This window comes from Neobacillus niacini, from assembly GCF_036961885.1.
GTDB classification, from domain to species: domain Bacteria; phylum Bacillota; class Bacilli; order Bacillales; family Cytobacillaceae; genus Neobacillus; species Neobacillus niacini_H.
This window is the reverse complement of the sequence record NZ_JBALNQ010000001.1, coordinates 263,729-280,127: the sequence shown is the minus strand read 5'-3', so window position 1 is coordinate 280,127 and position 16,399 is coordinate 263,729. Positions and strand designations below refer to the sequence as shown.

At 36.5% G+C, this 16,399-nt stretch carries 18 protein-coding genes and 1 pseudogene; 9 read left to right on the top strand and 10 right to left on the bottom strand.

The features are described 5' to 3' along the window. Positions 1 to 406: 406 nt before the first annotated feature. The 4 genes from V7124_RS01410 to V7124_RS01395 form a co-directional block, all read right to left on the bottom strand. A complete protein-coding gene (locus V7124_RS01410; RefSeq protein WP_335485186.1) occupies positions 407 to 1,228 on the bottom strand; it encodes an alpha/beta fold hydrolase in 822 nt (273 codons plus the stop codon). Between the two features lie 74 nt (positions 1,229 to 1,302). Beyond that, positions 1,303 to 2,277: a catechol 2,3-dioxygenase gene (locus V7124_RS01405; RefSeq protein ID WP_335485184.1), complete on the bottom strand. Its 975-nt coding sequence runs from the start codon at positions 2,275 to 2,277 to the stop codon at positions 1,303 to 1,305. Between the two features lie 84 nt (positions 2,278 to 2,361). Continuing rightward, positions 2,362 to 3,567 carry an acyl-CoA dehydrogenase family protein gene (locus V7124_RS01400; protein ID WP_335485182.1) on the bottom strand — a complete coding sequence of 402 codons (1,206 nt, stop codon included), beginning with the start codon at positions 3,565 to 3,567 and terminating at the stop codon, positions 2,362 to 2,364. Between the two features lie 309 nt (positions 3,568 to 3,876). Next, a complete protein-coding gene (locus tag V7124_RS01395; protein WP_335485179.1) occupies positions 3,877 to 5,712 on the bottom strand; it encodes a helix-turn-helix domain-containing protein in 1,836 nt (611 codons plus the stop codon). Positions 5,713 to 5,986: 274 nt separating this feature from the next. Here V7124_RS01395 and V7124_RS01390 point away from each other — a divergent pair, with 274 nt between their 5' ends. The 4 genes and pseudogenes from V7124_RS01390 (at position 5,987) to V7124_RS01375 (ending at position 10,279) form a co-directional block, all read left to right on the top strand. Then, positions 5,987 to 6,376 (top strand): DUF1259 domain-containing protein, encoded by a 390-nt coding sequence (locus V7124_RS01390; RefSeq protein WP_335485176.1) that lies wholly within the window; start codon positions 5,987 to 5,989, stop codon positions 6,374 to 6,376. A gap of 271 nt (positions 6,377 to 6,647) precedes the next feature. After that, positions 6,648 to 8,965 (top strand): annotated as a pseudogene (locus V7124_RS01385) (xanthine dehydrogenase family protein molybdopterin-binding subunit). Further along, on the top strand, positions 8,955 to 9,803 hold the full coding sequence (locus V7124_RS01380) for an FAD binding domain-containing protein (protein ID WP_335485175.1): 849 nt from the start codon (positions 8,955 to 8,957) through the stop codon (positions 9,801 to 9,803). The pseudogene V7124_RS01385 and the gene V7124_RS01380 overlap by 11 nt, the downstream one beginning before the upstream one ends. Then, positions 9,803 to 10,279, top strand: coding sequence for a (2Fe-2S)-binding protein (locus V7124_RS01375; protein ID WP_335413500.1), 477 nt, complete (start codon positions 9,803 to 9,805; stop codon positions 10,277 to 10,279). The genes V7124_RS01380 and V7124_RS01375 overlap by 1 nt, the downstream gene beginning before the upstream one ends. A gap of 22 nt (positions 10,280 to 10,301) precedes the next feature. Here the strand turns inward: V7124_RS01375 and V7124_RS01370 are convergent, their stop codons facing one another. Then, complete coding sequence (locus tag V7124_RS01370) at positions 10,302 to 10,430, bottom strand: hypothetical protein (protein ID WP_335413502.1); 129 nt, start codon at positions 10,428 to 10,430, stop codon at positions 10,302 to 10,304. 13 nt (positions 10,431 to 10,443) lie between these two features. Continuing rightward, entirely contained in the window at positions 10,444 to 10,887 is a 444-nt protein-coding gene (locus V7124_RS01365) for a hypothetical protein (RefSeq protein ID WP_335413504.1), read from the bottom strand. 244 nt (positions 10,888 to 11,131) lie between these two features. On the opposite strand from V7124_RS01365, the gene V7124_RS01360 reads away from it, so the two are divergent. The 4 genes from V7124_RS01360 to V7124_RS01345 all read left to right on the top strand — a co-directional run bounded on the left by V7124_RS01360 (position 11,132) and on the right by V7124_RS01345 (position 12,500). After that, positions 11,132 to 11,308, top strand: a complete 177-nt coding sequence (locus V7124_RS01360) for a hypothetical protein (protein WP_335413506.1) — start codon at positions 11,132 to 11,134, stop codon at positions 11,306 to 11,308. Positions 11,309 to 11,528: 220 nt separating this feature from the next. Then, a complete protein-coding gene (locus tag V7124_RS01355) occupies positions 11,529 to 11,783 on the top strand; it encodes a spore germination protein (RefSeq protein ID WP_335413507.1) in 255 nt (84 codons plus the stop codon). Between the two features lie 21 nt (positions 11,784 to 11,804). Continuing rightward, entirely contained in the window at positions 11,805 to 12,047 is a 243-nt protein-coding gene (locus tag V7124_RS01350; RefSeq protein ID WP_335413509.1) for a spore germination protein, read from the top strand. 21 nt (positions 12,048 to 12,068) lie between these two features. Continuing rightward, complete coding sequence (locus tag V7124_RS01345) at positions 12,069 to 12,500, top strand: Hsp20/alpha crystallin family protein (RefSeq protein WP_335413511.1); 432 nt, start codon at positions 12,069 to 12,071, stop codon at positions 12,498 to 12,500. A gap of 372 nt (positions 12,501 to 12,872) precedes the next feature. Here V7124_RS01345 and V7124_RS01340 read toward each other — a convergent pair whose 3' ends face one another. Further along, complete coding sequence (locus tag V7124_RS01340; RefSeq protein ID WP_335485172.1) at positions 12,873 to 13,262, bottom strand: DUF5661 family protein; 390 nt, start codon at positions 13,260 to 13,262, stop codon at positions 12,873 to 12,875. Between the two features lie 237 nt (positions 13,263 to 13,499). On the opposite strand from V7124_RS01340, the gene V7124_RS01335 reads away from it, so the two are divergent. Beyond that, the gene (locus V7124_RS01335) at positions 13,500 to 13,928 is read left to right on the top strand and encodes a ferritin-like domain-containing protein (RefSeq protein ID WP_335485169.1); all 429 of its coding nucleotides are present in this window, start codon (positions 13,500 to 13,502) and stop codon (positions 13,926 to 13,928) included. A gap of 131 nt (positions 13,929 to 14,059) precedes the next feature. Here V7124_RS01335 and V7124_RS01330 read toward each other — a convergent pair whose 3' ends face one another. The 3 genes from V7124_RS01330 to V7124_RS01320 all read right to left on the bottom strand — a co-directional run bounded on the left by V7124_RS01330 (position 14,060) and on the right by V7124_RS01320 (position 16,293). Next, on the bottom strand, positions 14,060 to 14,917 hold the full coding sequence (locus V7124_RS01330; RefSeq protein WP_335485167.1) for an SDR family oxidoreductase: 858 nt from the start codon (positions 14,915 to 14,917) through the stop codon (positions 14,060 to 14,062). Beyond that, positions 14,914 to 15,363 carry a MarR family winged helix-turn-helix transcriptional regulator gene (locus tag V7124_RS01325; RefSeq protein ID WP_335485164.1) on the bottom strand — a complete coding sequence of 150 codons (450 nt, stop codon included), beginning with the start codon at positions 15,361 to 15,363 and terminating at the stop codon, positions 14,914 to 14,916. Before V7124_RS01325 ends, V7124_RS01330 begins: the two co-directional genes overlap by 4 nt. 231 nt (positions 15,364 to 15,594) lie before the next feature. Then, positions 15,595 to 16,293, bottom strand: a complete 699-nt coding sequence (locus tag V7124_RS01320) for a DsbA family oxidoreductase (RefSeq protein WP_420490496.1) — start codon at positions 16,291 to 16,293, stop codon at positions 15,595 to 15,597. Positions 16,294 to 16,399: the final 106 nt, after the last annotated feature.

Genomic DNA, 16,399 nt, shown 5'->3' with positions numbered 1-16,399 from the left:
ATTTTTACTGTAATTAATAGTGTTGAAACAATTGATATTAATAAAATAATAATGATCAAAACATACATAACACTCATGTTACACCTCATAGACGAATTTTCTTAAAAGGGAAAATAAATAACGCCGTATACCACTTTATTAATAGATTATCCTTTATTGACGCCAATTTTCTAAATAAATTTATTATAATATTTCTACACCTATAAATAACCATCCAATTAACAATAATTTTAACCATCCAATTTCATTTTTCAGCCTTCATCAGTCTCACTTTTTGAATCTAAATCCTAAAATTACTAAATAAAATCCTAAACAGTAGGTCGGAGGTTCGAATCCTCTTTGGAACGTACAAAAACCCTTGCAGCAGCAAGGGTTGTTCTGTTTTATCAAGATTGCTTTAAAATAATTAGTTTTTTATAAAGGTCAAAATATGATCAATGAACGGCTCTGTTTTTTCAATTTGAGTCCAATGACCACATTCATTAAAAACATGTAATTCTGCATGCGGTAATAGTTGAATTAGGCGATAGCTTGTGTGTTCGATTGGAATCACCTGGTCATTTAAGCCGTGGAAAATTAATGTTTTCGTCTCTATTTCTTTAATTTGCTCATCCTCTAATGCCATTTCATCTAATTTATTTTGGCGTGGAGCTGGGAACATGGCAGAGAAAGCTTCTTTTACATCAGGTCGAATACTCGCCTCATAGCGCATTCGAACAAGCTCCTCATTGTTTGCTGCTTCTTGATTATAGGAGAATAATTTAATGAGCTCCCTCATTGATTCTAGACTTGGCTCATAGCCCCATACACGATCTAAGCCTTCAGAAATTGGATGTTTGGTACCAACACTGCCCATCAAGATTAATTTTTTCACTAAATCTGGTCGGCGATAGGCAATTTGAAGCGATAATGCACCACCAAATGAATTACCCACTAAATAAACTGGTTCGTTAGAAACTGCTTCAATAAAGCTGATTAAATGTTCTACCCATAAGCCAATATGATAATCATGATTAGATAATTTATCTGTCTCACCGAAGCCAATAATATCTGGTGCAAAAACATGATACGATTCACTTAAACGCGGTATTACTAAACGCCAGTTTGCAAATGCAGATACCCCTGGACCTGAGCCATGAATTAAAATGATTTTTTCATTTCCAGTGCCCTCTTCATGATAATGAGTGTTAATTCCATTAATATTTATAAATCTTGAACTGATTTGCATGTAAACCCCTCCCTTTACCTTCCAATTATAAAGCACAACTCGACCAAATTGGCCGAGCTAGTGACTTTATATTATTAATTTTCAACAAGTTCTTCAGATCTAATAGGTGTACCGTATTTGAAGAATTCTTGAGGCAAATTAGATCCATGCCAGATAATCGCCTTCTCTAAATCTTTACCTTTCCACTCAATTGTTCTCCAAGCAGGATCGAAAATTTGATAACCTGGGTCACCGAACAATTCAACTCGATTGCCGCCTGGCTCGACAACATATAAGAAGGCAGCCTGTGTAACACCGTGTTTTCCTGGACCTGCTTCAATTTGGTATCCGCTTTCAATTAGTAAATCTGCTACATCTGATAAATGTTGAGGAAAGCCGTACCAGTAGCAAATATGATGCAGTCGACCTGTTTCACCTAATGCATCTCCCATAATGGCGATGTCATGCACTAAGTTACTTACACTTAACCAAGCTGCAATGTCAGAATTATCGTCAGCCAGAATACGCTCGCGTACTTTAAAACCTAGTACCTCCTCAAAGAATTCAACATTTCTTTTCACTTCTTTTGCTAATACATTTACATGATCTAAACGTCGTACAGGTACCCCACGGTTTGGACGTCTTTGCGGGCGATTAAGCAATGGAGTTTTTTGATCTTCAGGAGCCTCATAATATTCTACATCCCATAAAATTTCCATCTTGTGACCATCTGGTGATTTGAATTGGTAAGCACCTCCGTGGCCGATATCCCCCTCAATCCAGCCAATACCGTATCCTGATTTTTCAATAGCAGCTACACGGCGTTCTAATGCTTGGGGAGATGTGGCTCTCCAACCAATGTGACCTAAGCCGGCTTCATCATTTTCAGTAATAATCAAAGTATTAAGATAGTGATCTTCATAAGCGCGCATATAAACAGATTTCCCTCGACGATGCGTTACGTCCATACCAAGGATGTTTTTAAAAAATGCTACAGACTCCTCTAATTTTGGGCTATAAATTTCAAAATGTGCAAGTTGCGCAACATCTAAAATAGGTTCTTTTGTCATTTTATCATTCCTCCAATTTTTTTAAGCACAATCATTAAATTTTTGTTCCTTAAAAGCAACAACGTTTAAGAAAAGAGCCTTTAATTACCACGTTGGGTGACCTTCGAATCCAACAATCGTTCTTCCATAACCTGCCATTGCATCCTCGTATTGATGTGTTGGATGTGCAGCAACTGCAAGAATATCACGAACGAATCTCTCACTGCCATCGCTTTTGTATACTGAATTACCACCGAGTGTAATCAAAATACGAGATGCCATTTCGGTGGCTGTTTTAGCTGTATATCCACGAATGGCAAACAGCAATTCCCGCTCTTCTTCCTCTAATACTCGAATACTGTTATCTTGATAATAATGTAGTCTATCGGCATAATCTTTTGCTAAAGCCTTTAATGCTGTTAACTGAATGTTTAATTCAGCAAGCGTACGTTGAGCAGAACCTGCCTCTTTTTCATTCGTATTGTTATTGAAGATCCGAATGCGATTTTCCGTTTTTTCTTTAAAGTTACGAATCAATCGTTCAATTCCTCCAATTAAAACGTGTTGAAAGCCAGCCAAGAAGAATGCAAGATAAGGAACATTGAAAATTTGATAGTCCTCTTCATAGTTTTCATCTGGCGAAGCAGCCCCATTCAATACCCTTGATAAAGGGAAAACATGATGTGGTGGAATATATACGTTATCGACTTTAACACCGTTACTGCCTGTTCCGCGTAATCCGATCGTATCCCAATTCTCAATAATTTCTGTATCTTTTTTATGAACGATAAATAAGCTAAACTCTGGGTCCGTACCATCCTGCATTTTATGAATTGCTCCTAATGCAATCCAGTCACAGCCAAATACCCCGCTGCAGAAATTCCATTGACCGGATAAACGATATCCTTCTCCGTCATCAACTACTTTTCCAATTGGTGCGAAAACATCAGCCATTAATGCTCCGCTATTGAATAACTCGTCACGCCCTTGTTTAAGTAGAAACGCAGGCCATGTTTCATGGATAATAGCAAAGTATGTTAGCCAGGCAGCGGAAACATTGTAGTTAGCTACCGTTCGAATAATATCACCAAAGGTATAGTAGTCTAGATTTTGACCACCATATGCCTTTGGCCTTAGTAGTTTTTGAAAACCAGCTTCCTTGATTTTTTCATATACCACATCTGGCAGTCTTGCATCCAGATCGGATTGAGCAGCATGCTTCTCTGCCAGCTCGCCAAGCTCCTTTGCTTTTTGAAGTAGCGCTTCTCGATTAATTGTTTTTTCAAGAACTTCTAAGGAATTAACTGCCATCTCCACTTCTCCCTTCGTTTTGAAAACGTTATCATATTAAGTAGCGGTGACCTGTCTAAAATTTATTTTAATAGCCTGAACGGATTAAAAATAGCTACACGAACTACGGAAAAACATTTGTTTTTAGAATATTTAAACTAATTAGTTTCCTGAGATATTATAGAAATTTCATGATTACTGTTATCATCTGGGCTTTTCACTATGAACATAGTAATAATTGTTTTTCTTGAAAAATAAAAAAACCTAGGACCTAGTCTCATAAAGACTAGATCCTAGGGTCCTTCTCTTTGTTAATTGTTTTTGAGTTTCTTAGAAGTCGATTTTCCCCTGTGCTTTTAAAATTTTTAATGCCATATAAATTGAAAAAATACGATTTGTATCATCTAAGTCAATATTTAATATCTCGCTAATCTTACTCATACGGTATCTTAGCCCACTAATAGACATTGAAAGAACTTTAGCTGTGTTATTCAGATTAATTCCATTCTCGATATATGCATATAACGTCTTTGTCAAATCAAAATCCTTATCTACCTCTAGCAATCTACTTAACTGTTGGTTTACAAAACGATCAATCAATATTTCATCTTGTATTTGAAATAAGACACTTTCAATCTCCAAATCCTCAAAGAAGTAAATATGCTTTTTCGAATTTTTTGCCTTTAATGCAGCTAATGATTCATTATATAAAATAGTTAATTGGCTGATACTTTCAACTACCGAGCTGGCACCTATATAAAATGCATATTTTACAAAACGGCGCAAACAATGCTTTAATAATTGATTTATAAATATTTGTCGTTCAGTACATAACGATTTAAAAGTTGAATATTCAATTAAAACAATAATTTTATCTAATTTTTGAGATACAATGGCGTTTATATTTCTTTCTTTTAAAAACAAATTAATATGTCTGATTAATTTTTCATTTACTTCTATTTCACGATTCATTTCGGATTGGTTGGTGGTTCTTTCTAAAGTAAGCATCCAATAGGATTCATCAGGAGCAAAATTAAGATAATAAGCAATTTTATAAATTTCCTTTTGCTCTAATCGTCCTTCTAAAACATCATTTAAAAAACTGCGCTTTACATTTTGTTCGGTGTTAATTTTAATATTTTCATTTAGTAATATGACAGAAACCGTTAAAGAGGCTTTATCGATAATCATGTACTCCAGATCCGTTGGCTTGTTATTTGCAAAATAAAGAAACGAACAGTATCCCTTCACTTCTCTCTCAAACAAAATAGGGGTTCTTAGTATACCAATTTCAGGAGAAATACTGACAAATTCGGTATTCCTAGTATTTATTTTAGCTAAATCAAAGTTAATCGAGACATTCTTAGATTTTGCAATAATTTTGTTATATTCATTTACGATAAATGTTGGTAATCCTGTTGTTTCAAATAGTAAGTCAACAATTCGCTGTACTCCTTGTTTTGATAGTAATTCATGGGTCAGTTTTTGTTGGACTACATTTGCTTGTTTTAAATAATCACGTTCAATTTTTAAATTTGCAGTTACCTCATCTAATTCTTCAATAATGCTAGTTGATTGGTAATAGCTATATTCATTTTCTAGCTCTTTACCCCAGTTTTCAATCGGCATACAAATGGCTTTACATTCCTCATACCCCATCGCACTACATTCAATTTCTTTGACCATAATAGACTTTTGCAAAACAGTAGATAAATAACCACTTGCATATCCGCATAGTGTATGACAAATAGGCTTATTACTAGGCATCCCATCTTTTAAAAATTCGTCAGCCTCAAATGAATTTATCCAGGTTACATCAATGTGTTTTATTTGATTTTTTTCGTCAAACTGCATATCAGTTATTTTCACATCATCAATATAACCATGCAGCATGTGGAATTTTGGGCCGTTTTCAATTAATTCCCGCTCATTTTTCCATTGAAACGACCTTACTTTTTTTGCATCACTTTCACCGCAATGCCAGCCATATCGAATAAAAACTCCTTTAGTACGGTCTTCCCCTATAGTCGATACAAGTTCTTTTTTTAATGATGTTCTTGCTCCAATTGGAATTGTAATGATGCGATCATAAAATACTTTTAAAGCTTTCTCTTTAGGCAACCGGAAAACATCATTTATATTTGCTTGTCCTAAATCCGTCTTCATACTCATCCACCCCAATAATGAATATTCTAAACTTCGAGATACTGTATAGAACGAAAAGTATTAATCACAATAATTACCATTTTTACACTTATTATAAAGAATACTATAACACCTATTGGAATAGAGGTAAATAAAATATGTAAGGGCTTTCATTTTTGCTGGCCTTTGTTAGCATCGAAGAAGCGGGTTTAAAGATGTAGAGGTATGAAAAAAACTATAACGCACTCTTATACGATTTAAACCATAATTTGTAATAAAAAAAGGATGGTTTCTTATGAATAATTTTAATACACTTTGTCATCAATTCGCTAACATACTAAACGGAAAACCAAAGATTAAATCTGGAGTTTGTTCTGTTGAACTTGACCGTAATTTAAATGTTTCCATTCAGGGAAGACCAATTCGTGGTGAACTTGGAATTGAAATCATGTTCGAATCTATGGATTCTTATGGGAATACATTGAATCGTGGCGAAACAGTCCTTCTTGATGACGAGGTCTTACCTATTTCAAACTATTTAGTTAAAAATGGTATATCCATTAGTGCACTTCATAATCATTGGCTGTTCGCAGAACCAAACATCTTGTATATGCACTTTCAATCTGTAGAACCACCTTTAATTTTCGCACGAAAAATTTCAGAGGCTATAAAAATGCTAAAATAACTTAAGAAACCTAAATTAAGGTTACTTTTTTTTTTACTATTACTCTTGCTATACAACTACAGCATTCTAGGCGAATTTATATACATTTATTTATCGTCTTATCCTCTTATCATAGCATTTTTTTCATTATATTTTCATAAATTATAAATCGTAGAGTTAAAGAACATAGTAGGGGTATAACAGTTATTCATTATGAATCTGAGAATATTTTAAAAAAATTCAATCATCACATATAAAGGGTAATTTTCACCAAGAGAGGAGATAAATGTTCATGCATATTATCGGGAAAGGAATACCCCGAAAGGATTCCCTTGAAAAAGTCACAGGACATGCCAAATATACAGCTGATTTTCAGTCGAACGAAATGTTGCATGCAAGATTAGTGACCAGCCCTTATGCACATGCCCTCATAAAAAGTATCGATAAAACAGATGCACTTAAAATTCCAGGTGTTAGAGCCGTTATTACCGGAGAAAAATATCCCCTCACTGGAGAGGAGCTAGTAGACCGGCCCCCCATCGCAACCGAACGTGTCCGGTTTCATGGTGAGGTTGTTGCGATTGTCGTAGCGGATTTTCCAAATATAGCCGAGCAAGGCGTTCAAGCAGTTAATGTTCAATATGAATCACTGCCTGTAGTCAATTCACCATCAGAAGCTCTTAAGCCAGATGCCCCCCTTCTACACCCTAATCTAGACAAGTATGAAAAAATTCAAGGAGTATATCCTGAACCTGGAACCAATATTGCAACAAGAACGAAAATTCGAAAAGGTGATTGGGAAAAGGGCTGGGTAGAAAGTGAAGTAATCATTGAGGAGATCTTTGCCTTTCGCCCCTCCGATCATGTGGCAATGGAAACTAGAAGTTCATTTGCCCAAATCCATCCTGATGGAATGATTGAAATTACCTCTTCCTCCCAGGCACCATTTATGATTAAAAGATTAATAGGCCAGTATTTTGGAATTAGCAACGGGAAAATTAGAGTACATACTCCATTAGTAGGTGGAGCCTATGGCGGAAAGGCATCCACCCAGCTAGAGATATTGGCGTATATTGCTACAAAGGAAGTAAAAGGTCGTTTGGTAAAAATCATCAATACCCGTGAAGAAGATATGCTGACATCACCGTGTCATATCGGTTTAGAAGCGAAAGTGAAACTTGGCAGCACGAAGGAAGGAATTCTAAAGGTTGCCGAGCTTTTCTATCTTTGGGATGGAGGTGCCTACTCAGATAAATCAATTGATTTAAGCCGCGCAGGAGCTGTCGATTGTACAGGGCCATATCATATTGAGAATATTTGGTGCGACTCATTATGCATGTACACGAACCATCCATACGCCGCTCCCTTTAGGGGGTTCAGTCATTCAGAGGTTCATTTTGCCTTTGAACGATCCATGGATGTCCTCGCAAAAAACTAAACATCGACCCACTTGAATTAAGGAATAAAAATGCAATTTTACCAGGTCATACCACCCCAACCCATGTACTGTTAAATTCTAGCACGGTTGGAAATTTACCAAAATGCATAAGTAAATTAAAAGAATTAATCAATTGGCAGGAAGGTCAGATTAAGGATTTTGGAAATCATCTTGTTCGGGCAAAAGGAATTAGCTGCATCTGGAAAACGTCTACGATTGATCCAAATGCAAGTTCGGGGGCTGTATTAATATTCAATCCGGATGGGAGTATTAACCTTATTGCAGGTGTGATAGAAATCGGAACGGGCACCAAAACGATACTTGCACAAATTTTAGCAGAACGATTAAAAATGGATGTGAATGACATTCATGTTCAACTAGAAGTCGACACATTAAATACGCCGGAGCATTGGAAAACGGTTGCAAGTAGAGGTACGTATATGGGAGGAAGAGCGGTATTAGCAGCTGCAGAGGATGTTATCCGACAACTAAAAAACATTGCCTCCTTTGTTTTAAGGGCACGGGAAGATGATTTGGAAGTCGGATATGGAAAAGTGTTTATACGAGATGAACCGAACGCCAGTATTCCCATTAAAGATATTGCCTATGGATATACCTTTCCCAATGGCAATACGATTGGCGGACAAATCATTGGGAGAGGCCATTTTGTAATAAGAGGAATGACGTATTTAGACAAAGAGACCGGTGCAGGAAGACCTGGCCCAGAGTGGACCGTAGGAGCAGAGGGAGTAGAAATCGAACTCGATTTAAGAACATACAGGTATAGAATTATTAAAGCAGTAGCTGTAATTGATATTGGAAAAGTGCTTAACGAAAAAACAGCCGTCGGTCAGGTAAAAGGTGCCATGAGTATGGGGCTGTCATTTGCCGCCAGAGAAACGTTTTGGTTTGATGGTAATGGCAGGGTTCTAAACCCACAATTACGAACGTACCGACCGATTCGATTTGGTGAACATCCAAAGTATGAGGTCGCTTTTGTGGAGACACCACAGCTGGACGCCCCATATGGAGGAAGAGGTGTCGGGGAGCATGGTTTAATCGGGATGCCAGCAGCACTGGCAAATAGCCTCTCCACTGCTTTGTCAGTCAACATCAACTATTTGCCTCTTATTCCTGAATTACTATGGAAAATAAAGCGGGGTGAAAAATAGATTGCTAGCCGCCAATATCGAATATTATAGACCAACTACCATTGATGAGGCTGTGGAACAATTTTTTATGTTAAAAAAAGAAAACAAAAATCCAATGTATTATAGTGGAGGGACCGAAATATTAACACTTGGCCGTCTCAATCTTATTCAGCCTGGCGCGGTTATTGATATAAAAGCTATAAAAGAAACCTTTTCCCACGAGTTTTATCAAGATCATTTTATTTTTGGAGCTTCCCTCCCGCTTACTTATATTGAAGAAAAAAATGTCTTCCCTTTGCTAACACAAACATCAGTAGAAATTGCCGACCATACCGCAAGGAATAAGATCACACTCGGTGGAAATTTGTGCGGGGAAATTTTTTATCGTGAAGCCGTCCTTCCTTTCCTGCTTTGCAATTGTAAAGTGGCGGTGGCCGGAAAAGATGGCCTAAAAACGCTTCCCATCGCGCAAATTTTTAATAAAACCTTTCAATTAGAGGCAGGTCAGTTTCTGGTTCAGCTCTTTATAGATAAAAAGTATCTTTCTTTACCATTTATCACGATTAAAAAACGCCAGCAATGGGAGACCGGTTATCCATTATTAACGGTAGCTAGTATTGAGGTTGATCATCAGATTCGGTTTGCTTTTAGCGGGCTTTGCCCATTCCCCTTCCGCTCGCAAAGGATGGAGACCGAATTGAACAAAACCAATTTACCTGTAGAAAAACGAATCGATAACGCAATAGAGCATATCCCGACCCCTATACTACATGATTTGGAAGGTTCGAAAGAGTTTCGATTATTTGTACTAAGGAATATATTAACAGAGATTATTTTGGAAATGGAGGGAAAAAGATAATGTCCAATCCTCCTGCAAAAAAAGTAAGTGTTTCACTTGAAGTCAATGGCCAAACGCGCCAGGTCGATATACGTCCTATCGACACTCTTCTATATGTCCTTCGTAATCAACTCTCGCTTACAGGGGCAAAACCTGGATGTTTAAATGGGGATTGCGGCGCCTGTTCTGTCATGGTCAATAATAACGTCTATAAATCATGCATCATACTCGCCATCGAGACGGTTGGGGCAAAAATAACAACCATCGAAGGACTGAAGGATTCACCGATTCAAGATGCATTCATCAAACATTTTGCCTTTCAATGCGGTTATTGTACGCCTGGGTTTATTATGAACTGCCATGCTTTACTGGAAAAACATCCCCATCCAACGTATGAGGTCATGAAAGAATGGCTTTCATCAAATATTTGTAGATGCACCTGCTATGAAGAAATAGAAGCAGCTGTATTATCTATAACCTATGTTAATGATATATAAGTTGAATAGTTTAAAAGAAACCTCAAGCCATCTGTCTGGCATCACTTTCTTTACGCTCTGTAAAAAAGAAAATAAAGATCGCTACAACTATTGCCATTAGGAAAATCTGATTATCAGAAGGTCTAATTGTCGTTAAATCAGTTAAAGACATAATTACCATTCCCTTAATAATTTTTAAATAGCATGGGGTCAATATTAAAATGCTTCGAAACGATTTTTTTAATAAAGCGGTAATTTGTTTTAAGTATCGGAAGTGTAGGTTCATATAATGGCGCGCCAAAAATGGGGCCACTTACATTAATAGCAAACCTGGTTGGGCCAACAACAGAACTAACCACACGAATTGCATCCACAATTAATAGGATGGCAATGATTACATCTATAACATCAATCAATGAAGTTGCAATCTTATTCCCATTTTTGCCTTCTAATCTGGTTCTGCCGAATAAGGGTCCACTTAGAGAAAGACTAAATTCCGGAGGTGTTACAAATATTCCAACAATGGTTATTTGTCCCGTTAATAATAAGGCAGCTGTAACAATATTTAGGTCTCTTTGAAGGGAAGCAATTAACTGAAGTCCTTCTTGAATTTGGCAATCATTTTGCATGTGCCATCACCATCCCTACGCCCATTTTATTCTTAGGCAAGATAGAGTGTGAATAAACTTTAATTGAATTTCAATGGACCGGATCATCATGACCGGTCCATTTTTATTCAAATACATACTGAATTTATCTGGAATAATTCATAGACGTTTATCTAAAAAAAACTTTTTCCTGATGACAAGTGCCTAAGAATAATTAATTAGTCTGAATACAATGCTCTTGAATACAGAGGAGAGAGAAAATTAAATGAATTTAGAGATGCAAGAACATCCACATTTAATTGGCGATCAGATAGTAGATCCTAATGATTCTAGAATATTTGGTCATCATGGATTCGGTCACGGCTTTGGTTTTGGGCGTCCATTTGGATTTGGCCATGGGTTTGGTTTTGGTTATCCTTATTATGGCTATCCATTTTATTAATATGGACATTTCCCAGTAAGCCCTGGACTTACTTTGTCTAATGGACCATTGATAAGTAGTGGTAAAGGTCATGGCCAGTGCAATCCTTTGTTGGATGCATTGGCCATTTTTGATTTGATAGCTAGTGTTTTCAGAAGCTCACAAAAAACTCTGGTGTCATTTAGGCATATATAAGCATACGCTATTCTAAATTCGCTACCTAGATGAGGGAGAGTTATTCATGCCATCTATAGTAATTAATTTATATAATCTCAAAATAAATAGCATTTCTGGAAACGGCTCTGTAACCATTGGTGAGGCTTCACATAATAGTCATACTGCCAAGAGCAAGGTACAGGGAGTTAACTCATCTTATGGTGACCTGTCCCCAACCGAAGCAAATTTGCAAAATATACTGATTGATCCAGATGTAAATGATATGACAGATATTGGGAACTCTGATAGTACCAATATAGGAAGAGTCCCAGGTTTCTAAATTAGAGGGGGAGAGGAAATCATGCCTTATCAGATAAATATCTTCAATATTAAAGTCAATGGAGCAACCCAGAATGGAAATATTGATATTGGACCAACTGTTCATAATAGCCACACTGCGAATACTAAATTAATTGGTGCAAATTTTTCCCAAGGGGATTTTTCACCAACCTTTTCACAAATGAACTCAGGAATGTTTGATACGGACGTAAGTGACCAAGATCAAATTGCCAATCCATCCATGCCAATTTCGAACCTAATATAAAATGAACGAGGAGGGGATATAATGGACATTGAAAAAATAAGGAAATGGATGGAAATAACAAATGAATATAAACAAAGTGATTTTTGGAGCAGTGTTTTAAATCAGCAGCCCCCAAAAGAGTTTTTTACCAGAAGTTCTGATATTGATGTACCCAAGCATGATATCTATCAAAATGATACAACCATCTGTATCCTTGTAGAATTACCCGGTATTCAAGTGAACAATCTATTATTTAATTTAATATCAAAAAGCCGGATTAAAATAAAAACGACTGCAGTCCCACCTATTTCAAACGAACTGGCAATAAAGCAGGAAAGATATTACGGGGAAATAAATTTTGAAATTGATTTACCTGAACCAACAGAGGCGCATTTATTAACTGTCCAGTATCAAGATGGGCTCCTTTACATCAGTTATCCAAGACAGATAGAAACGATAAAAGTCAATACCTAACATCAAATCAACTAGCGGGATATACAATGCTACTATTCCCTTCAACTAATCTTATCCACAACAACCGTTCCGCCTCACCAAACCACGCTCTTGCCTTCCCAGTTTTTAAAGACCGTTAATAACTCAGGAAAATACACCGATTTAGCCAGTTATTTAATCTAGCCTTGCGTTATTTGAAGTTCGTCAGTTAGGGGTCACCTATTTTTTCGCCACAAGGATTTCTACATAAGCACCTTGTGGCACTGTTAGTTCGTTTTTAACGGCATCACTAGGTTCGAATCATGCGTTTTTTTGGCTTTAATTTGTGCTAAATAAAACAAAACCTTCCAATTATAAGATAGAGGAAGGTTATTTGGCATGAATTATATTAAATCATTTGTTCCAATAGATTTTTGCTTCTTCCTCGAGCACCTTTAATCTTTTGTAGTAATCAGGAAATTCGTGAAGATGAGCCAGTGCAATTTTCCCCGTTAAAATAGGATCATCACCAGTTACATTTGTTTGGCTGGATATTTTCCCATGTTCAAGCTCTGTATTTACTCCCATCCAAAACTCATCTAAATCAAACTTGCTTTTAGTAAAATCAATGCCTAAAAGTAAAGCGATTGCTGCTGCTTCCTCTTTAGAAAAAGATTTAACCCTATTTGCAGAACGATTATTTCTATACCTATTTGGACTTCCGGTAGTTGGATATAGATATTGTGCACCATAATTATAACCGTTATTGAAGTGGTTTAAATACGGATTATTAAAGTAGGACAAAACCATCACTCCTAAAAAAGTAGTTATCACACTATACGTTAGTTACCTGTATATGAGCATGTCTTTAAATGCCATTTCATCTAATTTCTCTTGGCTTGGAGCTTGAGACATGGCAGAGCTAGTGGGTTCATGGGTTACATCTACCTAACCAAATTAATGCATATTTTTTCATAAATACCTCCAGTGGGATAAACAAATATTATCAGTAGAAAATAATAAAAAAAAGGAGTGAAACATATGACAGGCAATGACGTAGTAGAAACTTTAAATCAATTTCTAAAGGGTCAATACATGGGGATTCATGCTTACGAACACCATATACAAAAATTAATGGACCCTTACATAAAAGGTGAATTTCAGAGAATTCAACAGGAGCATAAGAACCATGCATTAATGGTTGCAGAAAGAATCCAAAACCTTGGAGGTACACCAGTAGATGATGAAGGGATGATCGGCTCAATCCAAGGTTTTTTTGGACAATTTAAGATTCCTGATACTTCTTCAGGCATTATCGAAAGTGCATTAACGGGAGAAGATTATTATGGGATTCAAATTTCAGAAGAAATTGTAAAAGGAGATCTGGATACTGAAAGCCGCCAATTAATTGAAGAGATACTAGATAAAGACAGACAGCATGTAGAATTTCTAAATCGACTTTTACAGTAATAATTTTTTGTAAAATGTTTTTCTTCAGGTAAATTTCATTTAGAAGCAAATGAAGCATCAGCTCCATACTTTTGAGCATATAGAGCATTCGTTGGGGCTGATGACTTCCAGACACCTACACTGGCATTTAGTTATTTCTGAAAATAATTCCGATGACTCTCTACGTATTGTCTAAATGTAATGGGTTTCCGGTTTAATAGCTTTTCTACAGTCCCTGTCACGGTTTGAGCAGTACCAAGCTTTGTCATGGTGTATAACATGGTCATCACGTTTGCAAATTCTTTTGGCGTCCCTCGTTGTATCAGACTCCTTCTAAATTTAAATATTCCTGGGTTTTTATAGGTGATTTTCCGTCCAAGCACTTCCGACATAATCGAAGCAACTTTATAATAGTTAATTGCTTCTCCGCCTGTCAGTGTATATGCTTGATTACTATGTCCTTCTTCCGTTAAACAAACTGCAGCTACTTCGGCAATATCTCTCGTATCAACAAAGCTGGTTTTCGCTTTGCCAACAGGCATGAATAATTCATCCCTAAGTAATATATCATCCTGGTGAGTTGTATTTAGGTTTTGCATAAAGAAGCTGGGTCTTAAAAATGTATATTGAAATCCTAACTCACGTATAAAAACTTCTATTTTTCGGTGTGGAACCACAGGATTTTTTTCAACCCCTAGTAATGAAACGAATACAATTTGTTCGACCCCCATTTTTTTGGCGTCTTGCAAAAATGGTAATATATCATTTTTTGGTTTTGCTAGATGAGGTGGACGCATTAAAAAGATCTTTGACACCCCTTCTAAAGCTCGAGAAAACGTTTCTTGCTTTAAAAAATCCAAGGCCGTTAGCTCAACCTGCAGATTAGCAAATATCTTTTTCCCTTTATCCAAACTGGTAACCGCTGCTTTTACTTTTACGTCTCTTTTTAATAATTCTTCTACAACATAATACCCAATATTACCAGTTGATCCTGTTACTAAAACTTTCATCTTGGGTTCTCCCCTTTACTTATTTTGATATCCATCTTTTTTAATAAGAATAAAAATAGTTCGCGTTCCTCCGTAGTAAAACTACTTAATGATTGTTCAATGACCCGATCACTTACCAATTCAATTTTTGGGATTATTTCTTTTGCATCCTCTGTTAAATACAAGATAATAGCTCTTTTATCATTTGGATGTGGCTCCTTCTTAATCATTCCTTTTTCGAACAACCGTGTGATAATTCCGGAAATTGTAGGTTTATCAAAATCAAGTTTAGATGCAATTTCAACAGCTGTTCTATTGTCATATGGAGATTTTCTTTTTTCCTCTATTTCTAATCTTTTTAAAACCGCCCATTGTGAAGTAGTAATTCCAAATGATTTCAATTCATTTGTTAATTCATACCTAAGTTCTTTTGCAACCTTCATTAGTAAATAACCGATATTATCCATAAACGCCTCCTATTTAGTTAGTATACTAACTAAATTAAGTTAAAAAAATGACATTTGTCACTACATCCAAAAATTCAATTTTTTCAAAGAGGATATGGAAAGATGATTCTAAAATTAAACGTTAGAAGTATTAGCAGTGGAATGAGTAGGAGTCTGGGGAAAAACGAAATATGATTGCAAGATTAGATCAAAAAAGGACGGCTCGATTGCCGTCCCTTTTTGTATATGTTGCTATTTTTTAGGAATTTCACAGCCATCGTCATCACAGAAATCTCCATCTTGACTGTTTAGTACGGTGATTTCATTTTCTGCAATTACTTTCTTTAACGCCTGAATAAACGTCTCTGTTGGCTGGGCACCGGTAAGGGCATATTTTTTATTAATCAGGAAGAATGGGACACCTGTAACCCCATATTGTTTCGCAGTTTGCTCATCTGCACGTACAGCATCTGCCATTTCTTCGCTTGCAAGCATTTTTGCTACTTCTTCCCTATTCAATCCTACCTCTACAGCCAGTTCCGTTAAGGTTTCGTGATCGCCAATATGTTTGGATTCAGTAAAATAAGCATGGAGAATTCGCTCGGTCATCTCTTTCATTCGTCCCTGAGTTTTTGCATACAACGTTAAACGGTGTGCATCAAAGGTGTTCGTTTGAATGAGAGTATCCATGTGATAATCCAATCCAACTTCCTTCGCCATTTGGACAACTCTGTCGGTATTTGCCTTTGCCTGCGCAATGCTCATACCATATTTTTTTGCTAGCATTTCATTCATACTTTCTTTTACATCCCGTCCCATTTTTGGATCCAATTCATAGCTACGATATGTCACTTCAATGGGGTGGTCAATCTGCTTAAGAGCGTCATCCAGACGCTTCTTGCCAATATAGCAAAATGGTCAAGCAAAATCAGTCCACATTTCGATTTTCATGATTAATCCCTCCAATTCCATTGTTCGTTTTTAGTATAAGGGAAATGCGCTAATATTACTCGTTTTTAGGCTTGTACAACAAAGGACAATGGTTTTTTATTCAAGT